General features: G+C 68.3%; 15 protein-coding genes. 11 read left to right on the forward strand and 4 right to left on the reverse strand.

What is annotated here, in order from left to right; all coding sequences use genetic code 11:
- Positions 1 to 96: 96 nt before the first annotated feature.
- Positions 97 to 1,716 (forward strand): FMN-binding glutamate synthase family protein, encoded by a 1,620-nt coding sequence (locus ACM6JT_RS30615; protein WP_034182750.1) that lies wholly within the window; start codon positions 97 to 99, stop codon positions 1,714 to 1,716.
- A 99-nt stretch (positions 1,717 to 1,815) separates the two neighbouring features.
- Here the strand turns inward: ACM6JT_RS30615 and ACM6JT_RS30620 are convergent, their stop codons facing one another.
- A complete protein-coding gene (locus tag ACM6JT_RS30620) occupies positions 1,816 to 2,427 on the reverse strand; it encodes a glutathione S-transferase family protein (RefSeq protein WP_034183409.1) in 612 nt (203 codons plus the stop codon).
- A gap of 186 nt (positions 2,428 to 2,613) precedes the next feature.
- Here ACM6JT_RS30620 and ACM6JT_RS30625 point away from each other — a divergent pair, with 186 nt between their 5' ends.
- The 9 genes from ACM6JT_RS30625 (at position 2,614) to ACM6JT_RS30665 (ending at position 11,860) form a co-directional block, all read left to right on the forward strand.
- Complete coding sequence (locus ACM6JT_RS30625) at positions 2,614 to 3,999, forward strand: aminopeptidase P N-terminal domain-containing protein (protein ID WP_175748709.1); 1,386 nt, start codon at positions 2,614 to 2,616, stop codon at positions 3,997 to 3,999.
- A gap of 40 nt (positions 4,000 to 4,039) precedes the next feature.
- On the forward strand, positions 4,040 to 5,227 hold the full coding sequence (locus ACM6JT_RS30630) for a UbiH/UbiF/VisC/COQ6 family ubiquinone biosynthesis hydroxylase (protein ID WP_105389836.1): 1,188 nt from the start codon (positions 4,040 to 4,042) through the stop codon (positions 5,225 to 5,227).
- A gap of 138 nt (positions 5,228 to 5,365) precedes the next feature.
- Positions 5,366 to 6,433, forward strand: a complete 1,068-nt coding sequence (dusB, locus tag ACM6JT_RS30635) for a tRNA dihydrouridine synthase DusB (protein WP_414857843.1) — start codon at positions 5,366 to 5,368, stop codon at positions 6,431 to 6,433.
- On the forward strand, positions 6,430 to 6,663 hold the full coding sequence (locus tag ACM6JT_RS30640; RefSeq protein WP_006476892.1) for a Fis family transcriptional regulator: 234 nt from the start codon (positions 6,430 to 6,432) through the stop codon (positions 6,661 to 6,663). Before dusB ends, ACM6JT_RS30640 begins: the two co-directional genes overlap by 4 nt.
- A 44-nt stretch (positions 6,664 to 6,707) precedes the next feature.
- Complete coding sequence (gene purH, locus ACM6JT_RS30645; protein ID WP_414857844.1) at positions 6,708 to 8,273, forward strand: bifunctional phosphoribosylaminoimidazolecarboxamide formyltransferase/IMP cyclohydrolase; 1,566 nt, start codon at positions 6,708 to 6,710, stop codon at positions 8,271 to 8,273.
- Positions 8,274 to 8,422: 149 nt separating this feature from the next.
- Positions 8,423 to 8,965, forward strand: a complete 543-nt coding sequence (gene ruvC, locus ACM6JT_RS30650; protein WP_034182746.1) for a crossover junction endodeoxyribonuclease RuvC — start codon at positions 8,423 to 8,425, stop codon at positions 8,963 to 8,965.
- Positions 8,966 to 9,121: 156 nt separating this feature from the next.
- Positions 9,122 to 9,703 carry a Holliday junction branch migration protein RuvA gene (gene ruvA, locus ACM6JT_RS30655; RefSeq protein WP_006401679.1) on the forward strand — a complete coding sequence of 194 codons (582 nt, stop codon included), beginning with the start codon at positions 9,122 to 9,124 and terminating at the stop codon, positions 9,701 to 9,703.
- 108 nt (positions 9,704 to 9,811) lie between these two features.
- Entirely contained in the window at positions 9,812 to 10,882 is a 1,071-nt protein-coding gene (gene ruvB, locus ACM6JT_RS30660; protein ID WP_414857845.1) for a Holliday junction branch migration DNA helicase RuvB, read from the forward strand.
- 24 nt (positions 10,883 to 10,906) lie between these two features.
- Positions 10,907 to 11,860, forward strand: a complete 954-nt coding sequence (locus tag ACM6JT_RS30665) for an oxygenase MpaB family protein (protein ID WP_034182743.1) — start codon at positions 10,907 to 10,909, stop codon at positions 11,858 to 11,860.
- A gap of 199 nt (positions 11,861 to 12,059) precedes the next feature.
- Here ACM6JT_RS30665 and ACM6JT_RS30670 read toward each other — a convergent pair whose 3' ends face one another.
- From ACM6JT_RS30670 to tyrS, 3 genes are read right to left on the reverse strand one after another with little or no spacing between them, the layout of a single operon-like run.
- On the reverse strand, positions 12,060 to 12,722 hold the full coding sequence (locus ACM6JT_RS30670; RefSeq protein ID WP_414857846.1) for a histidine phosphatase family protein: 663 nt from the start codon (positions 12,720 to 12,722) through the stop codon (positions 12,060 to 12,062).
- Positions 12,723 to 12,745: 23 nt separating this feature from the next.
- On the reverse strand, positions 12,746 to 13,204 hold the full coding sequence (dtd, locus tag ACM6JT_RS30675) for a D-aminoacyl-tRNA deacylase (protein WP_034182741.1): 459 nt from the start codon (positions 13,202 to 13,204) through the stop codon (positions 12,746 to 12,748).
- Complete coding sequence (gene tyrS, locus ACM6JT_RS30680; RefSeq protein ID WP_034182740.1) at positions 13,201 to 14,442, reverse strand: tyrosine--tRNA ligase; 1,242 nt, start codon at positions 14,440 to 14,442, stop codon at positions 13,201 to 13,203. Before tyrS ends, dtd begins: the two co-directional genes overlap by 4 nt.
- A 142-nt stretch (positions 14,443 to 14,584) precedes the next feature.
- Between tyrS and ACM6JT_RS30685 the strand changes: the two genes are divergently transcribed.
- Positions 14,585 to 15,733, forward strand: a complete 1,149-nt coding sequence (locus ACM6JT_RS30685; RefSeq protein WP_131948002.1) for an anhydro-N-acetylmuramic acid kinase — start codon at positions 14,585 to 14,587, stop codon at positions 15,731 to 15,733.
- Positions 15,734 to 15,823: the final 90 nt, after the last annotated feature.

The raw sequence follows: 15,823 nt of genomic DNA on the forward strand, positions 1-15,823 counted from the left end.
GGCACGCCGCGCCCGGAGGAACATGATTCCGCCGAGGCCGGCAGACCGCCGCGCAGCGCACGCATGGCGGTATTTCAAGATTCTTACGGAGTCCCCATGCTTTCAAGACGCTATCTGGCGATGTGGTGTGCCGTCCTGCTGCTCGCCGCGACGGCCTCGCTTGCGTCGATCCACGCACTCTCCTGGCTGTGGATCCTGATCCCCGCCGCCCTCGTCGTGCTCGGCCTGTACGACCTGAAGCAGGACCGCCACGCGATCCTGCGCAACTACCCGCTCTGGGGCCACTTCCGCTTCCTGTTCGAGTTCATCCGCCCCGAGATCCGCCAGTACTTCGTCGAAGACGACACCGACGAGAAACCGTTCTCGCGCGCGCAGCGCAGCCTCGTCTACCAGCGCGCGAAGAACGTCGCCGACAATCGCCCGTACGGCACCGAGCTGAACGTGAAGGCCGTCGCGCACGAATGGATCAGCCACTCGCTCGCGCCGACGAAGCTGCCGAACCACGATTTCCGCATCCGCGTCGGCGCGAATCGCGCGCAACCGTACGACATTTCGATCTTCAACATCTCGGCAATGAGCTTCGGCTCGCTGTCCGCGAACGCGATCCGCTCGCTGAACCTCGGCGCGAAGAAAGGCGGTTTCGCGCACGACACCGGCGAAGGCTCGTTGTCGAAATACCATCGCGAAAACGGCGGCGACATCATCTGGGAAATCGCGTCGGGCTACTTCGGCTGCCGCAACGACGACGGCACGTTCAATCCCGACAAGTTCGCGAAGCAGGCCGCCGATCCGCAGGTCAAGATGATCGAGGTGAAGCTGTCGCAGGGCGCGAAGCCCGGCCACGGCGGCGTGCTGCCGGCCGCGAAGATCACGCCGGAGATCGCCGAGACACGCGGCGTGCCGATGGGCAAGGACTGCATCTCGCCCGCCACGCATTCGGAATTCTCGACGCCGCGCGGGCTGCTCGAATTCGTCGAGCGCCTGCGCACGCTGTCGGGCGGCAAGCCGACCGGCTTCAAGCTGTGCGTCGGCCATCCGTGGGAGTTCTTCGGGATCGCGAAGGCGATGGTCGAAACCGGCATCGTGCCGGACTTCATCGTCGTCGACGGCGCGGAAGGCGGCACGGGCGCGGCGCCGCTCGAATTCACCGACCACGTCGGCGTGCCGCTGCAGGAAGGGCTGCTGCTCGTGCACAACACGCTCGTCGGGATCGGCGTGCGCGACCGCGTGAAGATCGGCGCGAGCGGCAAGATCATCTCCGCGTTCGACGTCGCGCGCACGCTCGCGATCGGCGCGGACTGGGTGAACTCGGCGCGCGGCTTCATGTTCGCGGTCGGCTGCATCCAGGCGCAGACCTGCCACACGGGCCGCTGCCCGACCGGCGTCGCGACGCAGGACCCGGTGCGCCAGCGCGCGCTCGTCGTGCCCGACAAGGCCGACCGCGTGTACAACTTCCACCGCAATACGCTGCACGCGCTGCAGGAACTCGTGCAGGCGGCCGGCCTCGCGCATCCGTCCGAGCTGCGCGCGCATCACATCGTGCAGCGCGTCGCGCCGCACGAGGTCCGGCTGATGTCGCAGTTGCTGAAATACCTGAAGCCCGGCGCGCTGCTCGACGGCAACCATTGCGGCTTCTCGCTGTACGACAAGTGGTGGCCGATCGCGCGCAGCGATTCGTTCACGCTCGGCGAGACCGTCTACGCGTCGATCGAGTGACGCTCGCGGCCGCTCCGGGCGGCGCGGCAAAAAGAAAAGCGCCCCGCGGGGCGCTTTTCTTTCGTCTGCCGAATGTGTGGCCGCGTGGCCGGCAGCGGTTCAGTTCTGCGGCAGCGTGTCGGCGAACGACTGCCGCTGCAGCAGCTTCACGAAGTGCTTGTCGAGGTTCGGGTGGCGATCGCGCCAGTTGACCTCGGGCATCCGGAAGTCGAGATAGCCGAGCGCGCAGCCGAGCGCGATGTCGGCGAGCGAGTAATGATTACCGACGCACCACGTCTTGCCGCCCAGACCCTGCGACATCGCAACGAGCGCATCGTCGATCTTGCGCTGCTGGCGCGCGATCCAGCTCGCGCTGCGCTGCACCTCGTCGCGCATCGTGTGTTCGAGACGAATCGCGACCGCCGCGTCGAGCACGCCGTCGCCCAACGCTTCCCAGCAGCGCACTTCGACGCGCTCGCGGCCCGACGGCGGAATCAGCTTGCCGACCGGCGACAGCGTATCGACGTATTCGCAGATCACGCGGGAATCGAACACCGCGGCACCATCCTCCATCACGAGGCACGGGACCTTGCCGAGCGGATTCGATGCATGAATATCCGTCTCCGGCGCCCACACGTTCTCGAGCTCCAGCTTGTAGTCGATCTTCTTTTCAGCGAGCACGATCCGCGCCTTTCGGACGTACGGGCTGCTGAGCGAACCGATTAATTTCATCATCTGCCTTTTTAAGGGAACCGCCGAGAGTATACGTTGTCGCCGATCATAACCGGCCAGCGTCGCGCGGTAGAAAATCGCCCGGCCGGCCTGTGGATGGTTTGCAACAACCGCCGCCGCGGGCCTTCCGGCGCGGCTTCCCGCCCCTCTCTCACGCGCCGCGTCCCGCGGCGCTACAATCGCACGATGAATGCGCCCCACGATACCGCCATCGCCGTCGACGTCTACCGCCAGCGCCGTGAACGCGTGCTTGCCGCACTGCGCGCCGCCGGCGGCGGCGTCGCCATCGTCCCCACCGCGCCGGAACTGCTGCGCAACCGCGATACGGCCTACCCGTACCGGTACGACAGCTACTTCCACTACCTGACGGGCTTCACCGAACCGGATGCCGTGCTCGTGCTGAACGCGGCCGCGCCGCACGGCGCGCCGGAGTCGATCCTGTTCTGCCGCGGCAAGAATGTCGACCGCGAGATCTGGGAAGGCTTCCACTACGGGCCCGAAGCCGCGCGCGACGCGTTCGGCTTCGACGCGGCGTTCGCGATCGACGTGATCGACACCGAGATGCCGCGCCTGCTCGCCGATGCGGGCACCGTGCACTACCGGTTCGGCGCGTCGGCCGATTTCGAGCGGCAGCTCGCGGGCTGGCTCGACGCGGTGCGCGCGCTCGCGCGCACGGGCGTCGCCGCGCCGGACGCGATGCTCGACCTCACGCCGCTCGTCGACGACATGCGGCTCGTGAAGGACGAGCACGAACTCGCGATCATGATGCGCGCCGCGCACATCTCCGCGCTCGCGCACCGCCGCGCGATGCAGGCGTGCCGCCCCGGCATCCGCGAATACGAACTCGAGGCCGAGTTGCTGTATACGTTCCGCAAGCACGGCGCGCAGGCGCCGGCATACGGCTCGATCGTCGCGGCCGGCGCGAACGCGTGCGTGCTGCACTACCCGGCCGGCAACGCGGCCGCGCAGGACGGCGACCTGATCCTGATCGACGCCGCGTGCGAACTCGACGGCTACGCGTCGGACATCACGCGCACGTTCCCGGCCAACGGGCGCTTCTCGCCCGCGCAGCGTGCGCTATACGACATCGTGCTCGCCGCGCAGCAGGCCGCGATCGATGCGACACGCGCGGGCGTGCCGTTCGAGGCGCCGCACGATGCGGCCGTGCGCGTGCTCGCGCAGGGGCTGCTCGACACCGGCATCATCCCGAAAGCGCGCTTCTCGAACGTCGACGACGTGATCGCCGAGCGTGCGTACACGCGCTTCTACATGCACCGCACGGGCCACTGGATCGGCATGGACGTGCATGACTGCGGCGACTACCGCGAGCGGCTCGCCGAGCGCGACGGCAACGGCGCGCTGCCGTGGCGCACGCTGAAGCCCGGCATGACGCTGACGGTCGAGCCCGGCCTGTATGTGCGCGCGGCCGACGACGTGCCGCCCGAGTACTGGAACATCGGCATCCGCATCGAGGACGACGCAATCGTGCGCGAGCACGGCTGCGAGCTAATCACGCGCGGCGTGCCTGTCGACGCCGCCGAGATCGAAGCGCTGATGCGCGCGGGCGCATGACCGGCCGCTGCCGACCGTTACCTCCGTTTCACGAATCAAGATGACGACCGCTTCCTCCCCGGCCACACCGGATTACGACCTCGCCATCGTCGGCGCGGGCCCCGTCGGGCTCGCGCTCGCCGGCTGGCTCGCGCGCCGCAGCGCAACGCAGCACGCGTCGATCGCGCTGATCGATGCGCGCGAACCGGCCGCGAGCATGAACGACCCGCGCGCGATCGCCGTGTCGCACGGCAGCCGCGTGCTGCTCGACACGCTCGCGTGGCCTGCCGACGCGACGCCGATCGAACATATCCACGTGTCGCAGCGCGGCCATTTCGGCCGCACGCTGATCGACCGCGACGAGCACGACCTCGCCGCGCTCGGTTATGTCGTGCGCTACGGCTCGCTGGTGCAGGCGCTCGCGGGCGCCGTGCACGGCACGCGCGTCGACTGGCTCACGTCGACCACCGCGCGCGCGCCGCAGCAGGACGCCGACGGCGTCACGCTGACGCTCGACGGCCCGCAGGGCGAGCGCACGCTGCGCGCGCGCATCGTCATCAACGCCGAAGGCGGGCTGTTCCACGAACAGCAGGCCGACGCCGGCAAGCATCGCCGCGACTACGGGCAGACCGCGCTCGTCGGCACGGTCACGGTATCGGCGCCGCGCCCGAACGTCGCATGGGAACGCTTCACGCACGAAGGCCCGCTCGCGCTGCTGCCGCTCGGCGGGCCGCGCCAGGCCGACTACGCGCTCGTCTGGTGCTGCACGCCCGACGAAGCGGCGCGCCGCGCGACGCTGCCCGACGACGCGTTCCTGCGCGAGCTCGGCAGCGCGTTCGGCGAACGCATGGGCCGGTTCGTCGCGATCGCGGGCCGCGCGTCGTTCCCGCTCGGGCTGAACGCCGCGCAAACGCTCGTCAGCGGCCGCGTCGCGATCGTCGGCAATGCCGCGCAAACCCTGCACCCCGTCGCGGGCCAGGGGCTCAACCTCGGGCTGCGCGACGCGCATACGCTCGTCGACGCGCTGTCCGCGCAAGGCTTCGATGCGACCGCACTTGCGACCTTCAACGCGCGCCGCGCGCTCGACCGGCGCTTCACGATCGGCGCGACCGACACGCTGGCGCGGCTGTTCACGATCGATGCGGGTCCGCTCCCGCTGCTGCGCGGCGCCGCGCTCACCGCGCTCGAATTCGTGCCGCCGCTCAAGAAGGCGATCGCGCGCCAGATGATGTTCGGCCAGCGCAACTGACGCGCGGGCGCACCGTACGGTGCGCCCGGCCGGACCACACAAACCGGGTCAAATCGGCGGGGCATGGGAATACGGTAAAATGCGCGTTTTCCCTCCGCCCTTTTCATGCCCGCGCCGGTCGCGGGCGGTGCCATTGCGATGCCCGTTATCGGCTCTCACGTATTGCGTAACAACCTGTTCGTCGCCCCGATGGCCGGGGTGACGGATCGTCCGTTCCGCCAGCTGTGCAAGCGGCTGGGGGCCGGTTACGCCGTGTCCGAGATGGTCGCGTCCAACGCGCAGCTGTGGAAAAGCGCGAAGACGATGCGGCGCGCGAACCACGCAGGCGAAGTGGAGCCGATCGCGGTGCAGATCGCCGGCGCCGATCCGGCGATGATGGCCGAAGCGGCCCGCTACAACGTCGACAACGGCGCGCAAATCATCGACATCAACATGGGCTGCCCGGCGAAGAAAGTCTGCAACGTCGCGGCCGGCTCCGCGCTGCTGCAGAACGAGCCGCTCGTGCAGCGGATCGTCGAGGCCGTCGTCGCGGCGGTCGGCACGGGGCCCGATGCGGTGCCCGTCACGCTGAAGATCCGCACCGGCTGGGATCGCGAGCACAAGAACGCGATCACGGTTGCGCGCCTGGCCGAAGCCGCCGGCATCGCGATGCTCACCGTGCACGGTCGCACGCGCGCCGACCTGTACCGCGGCGACGCCGAATACGACACCATCGCGGCCGTGAAGGCGGCCGTGCGGATTCCGGTCGTCGCGAACGGCGACATCACGTCGCCCGCAAAAGCGAAGGCCGTGCTCGATGCAACCGGTGCCGACGCGCTGATGATCGGTCGTGCCGCGCAAGGCCGGCCGTGGCTGTTCCGCGAAATCGATCATTTCCTGCAAACCGGCGAGCTGCTGGCCCCGCCGCTGATCGACGAGATCCAGCACGTGATGAACGAACACCTGGAAGACCACTACGCTTTCTATGGTGAATTCACGGGAGTCCGTACTGCGCGCAAGCACATCGGCTGGTACACTCGCGGCCTTTCCGGTGCCAACGGGTTCCGGCACAGGATGAACACGCTCGATTCCACCCGCGAGCAACTCGCCGCCGTCAATGCATTCTTCGACGCGCAAAAGGCGCTGTCGGACCACCTCGTCTACGTCGATGACGAAGAGGAAAACGGCCAGGGCGAGTCGGACGACCATAACCAGTTAGCAGCATGAGCAAGCACAACATCGAACAATGTGTCCGCGAGAGCCTGGACGTGTATTTCCGGGATCTAGACGGCTCCAATCCGCACGACGTCTATGAAATGGTGATGTCCTGCGTCGAAAAGCCGATGCTCGAGGTCGTGCTCGTACAGGCAGGCGGCAACCAGTCGCTCGCCGCGGAGTACCTCGGCATCAATCGCAATACGCTGCGCAAGAAGCTGCAGCAGCACGGCCTGCTGTAGTCGGCCGTCCCGTCCCCGTTTCCCTGGCTATTGGTGGTTCCATCATGATCAAGCAAGCGCTCATTTCCGTTTCCGACAAGACCGGCATCGTCGACTTCGCGAAGTCGCTGTCCGACCTCGGCGTCAAGCTGCTGTCGACGGGCGGCACCGCGAAACTGCTCGCCGACGCGGGCCTGCCCGTTACCGAAGTGGCCGACTACACGGGCTTTCCGGAAATGCTCGATGGGCGCGTGAAGACGCTGCACCCGAAGGTGCACGGCGGCATCCTCGCGCGCCGCGACCTGCCCGAGCACATGCAGGCGCTGGAACAGCACGGCATCCCGACGATCGACCTGCTCGTCGTGAACCTCTATCCGTTCGTCGCGACGATCGCGAAGGACGACTGCACGCTCGCCGACGCGATCGAGAACATCGACATCGGCGGCCCGACGATGCTGCGCTCGGCCGCGAAAAACCACCGCGACGTGACGGTCGTCGTCGATCCGGCCGATTACGCGGTCGTGCTCGATGAAATGAAGGCGAACGGCAACACGGTCGGCTACCCGACCAACTTCCGCCTCGCGACGAAGGTGTTCGCGCACACCGCGCAATACGACGGCGCGATCACGAACTACCTGACGAGCCTGACCGACGAGCTGAAGCACGCATCGCGCAATGCGTACCCGGCGACGCTGAACATGGCGTTCGACAAGGTGCAGGACCTGCGCTACGGCGAGAACCCGCACCAGAGCGCGGCGTTCTACCGCGACATCACGACGCCGGCCGGCGCGCTCGCGAACTACCGCCAGCTGCAGGGCAAGGAACTGTCGTACAACAACATCGCGGATTCGGACGCGGCGTGGGAATGCGTGAAGACGTTCGACGCGCCGGCCTGCGTGATCATCAAGCATGCGAACCCGTGCGGCGTCGCGGTCGGCAACGACTCGGCCGACGCGTACGCGAAGGCGTTCCAGACCGACCCGACCTCCGCGTTCGGCGGCATCATCGCGTTCAACCGCGAAGTCGACGAAGCGGCCGCGCAGGCTGTCGCGAAGCAGTTCGTCGAAGTGCTGATCGCACCGTCGTTCTCCGACGTCGCGAAGCAGGTGTTCGCCGCGAAGCAGAACGTGCGCCTGCTCGAAATCGCATTGGGCGACGGCCATAACGCATTCGACCTGAAGCGCGTGGGCGGCGGCCTGCTCGTGCAGTCGCTCGATTCGAAGAACGTGCAGCCGCACGAGCTGCGCGTGGTCACGAAGCGCCACCCGACGCCGAAGGAAATGGACGACCTGCTGTTCGCGTGGCGCGTCGCGAAGTACGTGAAGTCGAACGCGATCGTGTTCTGCGGCAACGGCATGACGCTCGGCGTCGGCGCAGGCCAGATGAGCCGCGTCGATTCCGCTCGCATCGCGAGCATCAAGGCGCAGAACGCGGGCCTGACGCTGGCCGGTTCGGCCGTCGCGTCGGATGCGTTCTTCCCGTTCCGCGACGGCCTCGACGTCGTCGTCGCGGCCGGCGCGACCTGCGTGATCCAGCCGGGCGGCTCGGTGCGCGACGACGAAGTGATCGCGGCAGCCGACGAGCACAACATCGCGATGATCCTGACGGGCGTGCGCCACTTCCGTCACTGATCGCATGCGGCCCGCGCGGCCGTTGCACGACAACCCGGCGGCGTCGCACCCGCCGGGTTTTTTATTGCGCGGCGCCGGCGCGCGACTGTGCGACCGGCTCGCCGCGCCATTCGTTGTAGTATCGCTGCATCACGCATCTCTCCTCACTCATGCGAATTCTCGGCATCGACCCCGGCCTGCGCGTCACCGGCTTCGGCGTCATCGACGTCAGCGGCCATCGGCTCGCCTATGTCACGAGCGGCGTGATCCGCACGCCGACGGCCGATCTGGCCACCCGGCTCGGCACGATCTTCCAGGGCGTGTCGACGATCGTGCGCGAACATGCGCCCGACCAGGCCGCGATCGAAAAGGTGTTCGTCAACGTGAACCCGCAGTCGACGCTGCTGCTCGGCCAGGCGCGCGGCGCCGCGATCTGCGGCCTCGTCGCGGGCGGGCTGCCGGTCGCCGAATACACGGCGCTGCAGCTCAAGCAGGCCGTCGTCGGCTACGGCCGCGCGACCAAGACGCAGATGCAGGAGATGGTCACGCGGCTGCTCAACCTCTCCGGCCAACCGGGTTCCGATGCGGCCGACGCGCTCGGCATGGCGATCTGCCATGCGCACGGCGGCAACACGCTCAGCACGCTCGGCGGCCTCGCGCCGGCGCTCGCGAAGAAAGGGCTGCGCGTGCGGCGCGGGCGGCTGGTCGGCTGATGCCGGCGCGCGCCATCGCCCGGCACACCGGACCGACTGTTTTGCCCGCGCGCGGCGCACACGCGACGCGCACCGCATCGGCCTGACGGCCAAGCCCATCGGCATTGCGCCGCGCGTGCGCTACACTCGCGCTTTCTTCCTCGCATCCCGCCATCCATGATCGGTCGCATCGCCGGCATCCTGCTCGAAAAGAACCCGCCTCACCTGCTCGTCGACTGCAACGGCGTCGGCTACGAAATCGACGTGCCGATGAGCACCTTCTACAACCTACCGCAGACGGGCGAGCGCGTCGTGCTGCTCACGCAGCAGATCGTCCGCGAGGACGCGCACCTGCTGTACGGCTTCCTGACGCCGCAGGAGCGCACGACCTTCCGCGAGCTGCTGAAGATCACCGGCATCGGTGCGCGCATGGCGCTCGCCGTGCTGTCCGGCATGAGCGTGCAGGAGCTCGCGCAGGCCGTGACGATGCAGGACGCCGCACGCCTCACGCGCCTGCCCGGCATCGGCAAGAAGACGGCCGAGCGCCTGCTGCTCGAGCTGAAGGGCAAGCTCGGCGCCGACCTCGGCGCGCTCGCCGGCGCCGCGTCGGCGTCCGACCACGCGACCGACATCCTCAACGCGCTGCTCGCGCTCGGCTACTCCGAAAAGGAAGGCCTCGCCGCGATCAAGAACGTGCCGGCCGGCACCGGCGTGTCCGAAGGCATCAAGCTCGCGCTGAAGGCGCTGTCGAAGGCGTAACGCCCGCCGGAACCGACTGTCGGACGCAGTGTCGTGCCGCCGCGCGGCGCGCGCCAGTCGGCCGTCCGGCCAGTTCGGACCGCGAGCGGCGCGCGGTACAATGGCCGCATGATTGAAACCGACAAACTCGCCCCCGAGCAGCGGATCATCGCCGCCACGCCCACCTCGTCGCACGAGGAGGTGTTCGAACGCGCGCTGCGGCCGCGCCAGCTCGACGACTACGTCGGCCAGGAAAAGGTGCGCGGCCAGCTCGAGATCTTCATCGAAGCGGCCAAGCGCCGCTCCGAGCCGCTCGACCACGTGCTGCTGTTCGGGCCGCCGGGTCTCGGCAAGACGACGCTCGCGCACATCATCGCGCGCGAGATGGGCGTGAACCTGCGCCAGACGTCGGGCCCCGTGCTCGAACGCGCGGGCGATCTCGCCGCGCTGCTGACGAACCTCGAAGCGAACGACGTGCTGTTCATCGACGAGATCCACCGGCTGTCGCCGGTCGTCGAGGAAATCCTGTATCCGGCACTCGAGGATTACCAGATCGACATCATGATCGGCGAAGGTCCGGCCGCGCGCAGCGTGAAGCTCGACCTGCAGCCGTTCACGCTGGTCGGCGCGACCACCCGCGCGGGGATGCTGACCAACCCGCTGCGCGACCGTTTCGGGATCGTCTCGCGCCTCGAGTTCTACGACGCCGATCAACTGTCGCGCATCGTGCGGCGCTCGGCGTCGCTGCTGAACGCGCAGATCGATCCGAACGGCGCGCTGGAAATCGCGAAGCGCTCGCGCGGCACGCCGCGGATCGCGAACCGGCTGCTGCGCCGCGTGCGCGATTTCGCGGAAGTGAAGGCCGACGGCCAGATCACCGCAGCCGTTGCCGATGCCGCGCTCGCGATGCTCGACGTCGATCCGGTCGGCTTCGACCTGATGGACCGCAAGCTGCTCGAGGCGATCCTGTACAAGTTCGACGGCGGCCCGGTCGGCATCGACAACCTGGCAGCGGCGATCGGCGAGGAACGCGACACGATCGAGGACGTGCTCGAGCCGTACCTGATCCAGCAGGGCTTCCTGCAGCGCACGCCGCGCGGGCGCGTCGCGACGCTGCTCACGTACCGCCACTTCGGGCTCTCCGCGCCCGACGCCGGCAGCACCGAACGCGGCATGTGGGATACGCCCGCCGGGAAGTAACCGGCCGCCCGAGCCACGCCAGCCATGACGACGCCGCCTAGCCACCACCCCGCCGCACCCGCACCGGGCCCGCGCTGGGCCGAGCCGATCCGCAAGCGGCTCGTGGCCGGCATCACGCACCTGACCGTGGGCGGCGGCGGCCCGTCGCTCGATCTCTCTTCACCGCCCGGCGATCCCGGGCTGTTCGGCCCCGATGCCGTCTGCTGGCGCGTGCATGCCGACTTCACGTCGATGATGACAGGCGGCATCGCCGCGCTGCTGCTGCAGGCGCTCCATCCGCTCGCGCTCGCGGGCGTCTGGGATCACTCGTCGTTTCGCACCGACATCCTCGGCCGCTTGCGGCGCACCGCCACGTTCATCACGGGCACGACGTTCGGCAGTCGCGCGGACGCGCTCGCGCTGATCGAGCGCGTGAAAACGATCCACTCGCGCGTATCGGGTATCGCGCCCGACGGTCGGCCGTACCGCGCCGACGATCCGGCGTTGCTGACCTGGGTGCATATCGCGGAAGTATCGAGCTTCCTCGCCGCGCACCTGTGCTACGTGAATCCGGCGCTGTCGGGCGAATTGCAGGACCGCTATTACGCCGAAACGGCGTTGATCGCCGAACTGCTCGGCGCGCACGAGGTGCCCCGTTCGCGCGCCGAGGTCGCCGCGTATCTCGCGCGCATGCAGCCCGAACTCGAGGCCGGACCGCATACCTTCGAGGTGATGTCCATCCTGCTGAATGTGCCGGTCGCGAAGCCCGCGCTGCGGCCGGCCGCGTCGCTGGTGATGCATGCCGGAATCGACCTGCTGCCGCCGTGGGCGCAGCGGATGCTCCGCGTGTCGACGTTCGCGCCATTGCGACGCGCGGTGGTCCGGCCCGGCGTACGGGCCGTCGCACCCGTGCTGCGCTGGGCGCTCGTCAACGGCGCGTCGAAGCGTGCGCGCCGTCGCGCGACCGCGCCTCCGCCCGACGGCGCACCTTCCGCCTGACGATTCGCCTCTTCAGATTATTTCAATTTACTGTCAAATACCTGTGACAAACCGTCGGGGAATTCGACAAGCTGCGCCAGCCGATCACGGCCGACCAGCCTGGCAAGATCGCATACGCGCCCGACTACAAGGCGCGCCACGCGCTGCCGCAGTAAGCGTCACGCAGGAGGAAGGGGGAATCCCGGCCGGCCCCGCGTGCTCAGAGCACCTTGCGATAACCGTCGTCGTCGCTCTCGGCGTCCAGGTGCGACACGTCGGCCCACTGCACGACCTGCGCGCGGCCATCCACGTAATCGACGACGTTGATGCTCGTATTGAGCAGTTGGTAGTTGCGCGGCGCCGACAGATCGAGACCATTCGCAAAACGGTACACGCAGTCGAGCACGCCGCCATGCGCGACACACGCGATCCGGCCGCCCGGATGCGCGGCGACGATCGGTTCGAGCGCATGCAGCACGCGGTGATAGAACGAACGCTGCGACTCGCCGCCTTCCGGCGCGAAACCCGGATCGCGCGTCTGCCAGGCCGCGTACGCGTCCGGAAACAGCGCCTCGATCTCGGTGCTGTCGTGCCCCTGGAATGCGCCGTACGAGCGTTCGCGCAGCCCGTCCCGCAACTGCAGCGGCAGCCCGAGCGCATCGGCAAAGGGTTGCGCGGTCTGCTGCGCGCGCATCAGGTCGCTCGAATAGACCGCGTCGAGCCGCGCACCCTCGCGCGCCTCTCGCTCGAGCCGCGCGGCCAGTCGCTGCGCCTGCGCGAGCCCCGAATCGGCCAGCGGGATGTCGATATGCCCCTGGATGCGCTTGATGCGGTTCCAGGCCGTCTCGCCATGGCGGATGAAAAGAATCTGCGTGGTGGCCATCGCGGCGCGTCTCCGGGGAAGCATCAGGGCCGCACTTGCAGCCAGAACGTCACGGGGCCGTCGTTGACGAGCGATACCTGCATGTCGGCGCCGAACTCGCCCGTCTCGACGACGGGATGGCGCGCCCGCGCGGCCGCGACGAAATAGTCGAACAGCCGCGCGCCTTCGTCGGGCGGCGCGGCCGGCGTGAAGCTCGGGCGCAGCCCGCTGTTGGTATCGGCCGCCAGCGTGAACTGCGACACGAGCAGCAGGCCGCCCGCGCGGCCCGCACCGTCGATATTCGACACCGGTAGGTTCATCTTGCCGGCCGCGTCACTGAACACGCGGTAGCCGAGCATCTTCGCCAGCAGCTTGTCGGCCGCCGCGTCGGTGTCGCCGCGCTCCGCGCAGACCAGCGCGAGCAGGCCCGCGCCGATCTCGCCCGTCGTGCGGTCGCCGACGCGCACGTCGGCGCGCTTCACGCGCTGGATCAGCGCGATCATGCGGTCAGCGTGACGCGCGCGAAGCGACGCTTGCCGACCTGCACGACGAACTCGCCGGCCTCGACCTTCAGGCCCTTGTCCGACACGGTCGCGCCGTCGATCTTCACGCCGCCCTGCTCGATGTTGCGCAGCGCTTCGCTCGTCGACGGCACGAGGCCGGCCTGCTTCAGCAACTGGCCGATCGCCAGCGGTGCGCCCGCCAGCGTGACCGACGGAATGTCGTCCGGCACGCCGCCCTTCGCGCGGTGGTTGAAGTCTTCGAGCGCACGCTCGGCGTCGGCCTGCGAATGGAAGCGCGCGACGATTTCCTGCGCGAGCAGCACCTTGAAGTCGCGCGGGTTACGGCCGCCTTCGGCTTCGCGCTTGAAGCCGACGATCTCGTCCATGCTGCGGAACGACAGCAGCTCGAAGTAACGCCACATCAGCGTATCCGAGATGCTCATCAGCTTGCCGAACATGTCGGTCGGCTTCTCGCTGATACCGACGTAGTTGCCCTTCGACTTCGACATCTTCTCGACGCCGTCGAGGCCTTCGAGCAGCGGCATCGTCAGGATGCACTGCTGTTCCTGGCCGTACTGCTTCTGCAGTTCGCGGCCGACCAGCAGGTTGAACTTCTGGTCGGTGCCGCCGAGTTCGAGATCGGCGTTCAGCGCGACCGAATCGTAGCCCTGCATCAGCGGGTACAGGAATTCGTGGATCGAGATGGGCACGCCGCCCTGGAAGCGCTTCGTGAAGTCCTCGCGCTCGAGGATCCGCGCGACCGTGTAGCGCGACGCGAGCTTGATCATCCCGTCCGCGCCGAGCGGCATCGACCATTCGCTGTTGTAGCGGATCTCGGTCTTTTCGCGATCGAGCACGAGTGCGGCCTGCTCGAAGTAGGTCTTCGCGTTCGACTCGATCTGCTCACGCGTGAGCGGCGGGCGCGTCGCGTTGCGGCCCGACGGATCGCCGATCAGCGACGTGAAATCGCCGATCAGGAAGATCACCGTGTGGCCGAGGTCCTGCAGCTGACGCATCTTGTTCAGCACGACCGTGTGGCCGATGTGGATGTCGGGCGCGGTCGGGTCGAGGCCGAGCTTGATGCGAAGCGGCGTGCCGGTGGCCGCGCTGCGCGCGAGCTTCTGCGCGAACTCCTCCTCGATCAGCAGCTCGTCGACGCCGCGCTTCGTGACGGCGAGCGCATGCCGGACTTCGTCGGTGATCGGGAAAACGGGCTTGGAACTGGGTTCGGTGCTCATCGGTGCCAGGAAGAATGTCGCAAAAACAGGGATTTTCCCATAACTTGCGCGCGCATCGCTTAACGGCGCGTCACGTTGCGCGGATAATCGGGCGCAAGGTGCGCGGCACGGGCCCGCGCCATACGATCCAGGAGAACCCAACGTGCCGCAACGACAGCCGCAAAACGTCCATCCGGCCGACGGCATCTACTTCGGGCTGATGTCGGGAACCAGCATGGACGGCGTCGACGGCGTCGCCGTGCGTTTCGAGGCCGGCAAGGCGCCGGCCGTGCTCGCGGAAGCGTTCGTCGGTTTCGCGCAATCGCTGCGCGACGCGCTGTTCGCGCTGCAGCAGCCCGGCGACAACGAGATCGACCGCGAATCGCTCGCGGCGAACGCGCTCGTCACGCGCTACGCGGTGTGCTGCCACGAATTGCAGCGCACCGCGGGGCTGTCGCGCGACGAGATTCGCGCGATCGGCGTGCACGGCCAGACGGTGCGCCATCGCCCCGAACGCGGCTATACGCGGCAACTCAACAACCCGGCGCTGCTCGCCGAGCTGACCCATGTCGATGTGATCGCCGATTTCCGCAGCCGCGACGTGGCTGCCGGCGGCCACGGCGCGCCGCTCGCGCCGGCGTTCCATGCGACGGTGTTCGGTGCGCCGGGCGAGACGCGCGTCGTCTGCAATCTCGGCGGGATCAGCAACATCACGATTCTGCCCGGCGAAGGCGGCAACGTGCGCGGCTTCGACTGCGGCCCCGCGAATGCGCTGATCGACGCGTGGGCGACCCGCCATCTGGGCAAGCCTTACGACGACGGCGGCAAGTTCGCCGCGCGCGGCACCGTACACGCGCCGCTGCTCGATGCGCTGCTCGACGAACCGTATTTCGCCGCGCCGCCGCCGAAAAGCACCGGACGCGACCTGTTCAATCCCGCGTGGCTCGACGCGAAGCTCGCCGCGTTCGCGCAGGTCGCGCCGGAGGACGTGCAGGCGACCCTCACGGCACTCACCGCGGTCTCGGTCGCACGGGAGATCGCGCAGCACGCACCCGGCTGCAAGGCCGTCTTCGTGTGCGGCGGCGGTGCACGCAATCCGGTGCTGCTCGACGCGCTCCGGCACGCGCTGCGCGAGGCCGGCGTGCCGGCCACGGTCGATACGACGGCCGCGCTCGGCGTGCCGCCGCAACAGGTCGAGGCGCTCGCGTTCGCGTGGCTCGCGTATCGCTTCACCGCGCGCCAGCCCGGCAATCTCGCGACGGTCACCGGTGCGGCCGGCCACCGCGTGCTCGGCGCGCTCTATCCGGGCTGACGTAAAGCCTGCCGCCCGGCAGGCGCCGCGCACGAGCATAAAAAAACGGGGCTTCATGCCCCGTTTTTCATTCCGGCGAACCGGCGCTGA

Source organism: Burkholderia sp. IT-111MI5, assembly GCF_949752865.1.
In the GTDB taxonomy this organism is placed as follows: Bacteria; Pseudomonadota; Gammaproteobacteria; order Burkholderiales; family Burkholderiaceae; genus Burkholderia; species Burkholderia pyrrocinia_C.

Bases quoted from the DNA above. Each gene is read 5' to 3' on its own strand.
- ACM6JT_RS30615 (WP_034182750.1), top strand. From the start codon at position 97: ATGCTTTCAAGACGCTATCTGGCGATGTGGTGTGCCGTCCTGCTGCTC.
- dtd (WP_034182741.1), bottom strand. From the start codon at position 13,204: ATGATCGCGCTGATCCAGCGCGTGAAGCGCGCCGACGTGCGCGTCGGC.
- dusB (WP_414857843.1), top strand. From the start codon at position 5,366: ATGCCCGTTATCGGCTCTCACGTATTGCGTAACAACCTGTTCGTCGCC.
- tyrS (WP_034182740.1), bottom strand. From the start codon at position 14,442: ATGAGCACCGAACCCAGTTCCAAGCCCGTTTTCCCGATCACCGACGAA.
- ruvA (WP_006401679.1), top strand. From the start codon at position 9,122: ATGATCGGTCGCATCGCCGGCATCCTGCTCGAAAAGAACCCGCCTCAC.
- ruvC (WP_034182746.1), top strand. From the start codon at position 8,423: ATGCGAATTCTCGGCATCGACCCCGGCCTGCGCGTCACCGGCTTCGGC.
- ACM6JT_RS30625 (WP_175748709.1), top strand. From the start codon at position 2,614: ATGAATGCGCCCCACGATACCGCCATCGCCGTCGACGTCTACCGCCAG.
- ACM6JT_RS30670 (WP_414857846.1), bottom strand. From the start codon at position 12,722: ATGGCCACCACGCAGATTCTTTTCATCCGCCATGGCGAGACGGCCTGG.
- purH (WP_414857844.1), top strand. From the start codon at position 6,708: ATGATCAAGCAAGCGCTCATTTCCGTTTCCGACAAGACCGGCATCGTC.
- ACM6JT_RS30665 (WP_034182743.1), top strand. From the start codon at position 10,907: ATGACGACGCCGCCTAGCCACCACCCCGCCGCACCCGCACCGGGCCCG.
- ACM6JT_RS30630 (WP_105389836.1), top strand. From the start codon at position 4,040: ATGACGACCGCTTCCTCCCCGGCCACACCGGATTACGACCTCGCCATC.
- ruvB (WP_414857845.1), top strand. From the start codon at position 9,812: ATGATTGAAACCGACAAACTCGCCCCCGAGCAGCGGATCATCGCCGCC.
- ACM6JT_RS30620 (WP_034183409.1), bottom strand. From the start codon at position 2,427: ATGAAATTAATCGGTTCGCTCAGCAGCCCGTACGTCCGAAAGGCGCGG.
- ACM6JT_RS30640 (WP_006476892.1), top strand. From the start codon at position 6,430: ATGAGCAAGCACAACATCGAACAATGTGTCCGCGAGAGCCTGGACGTG.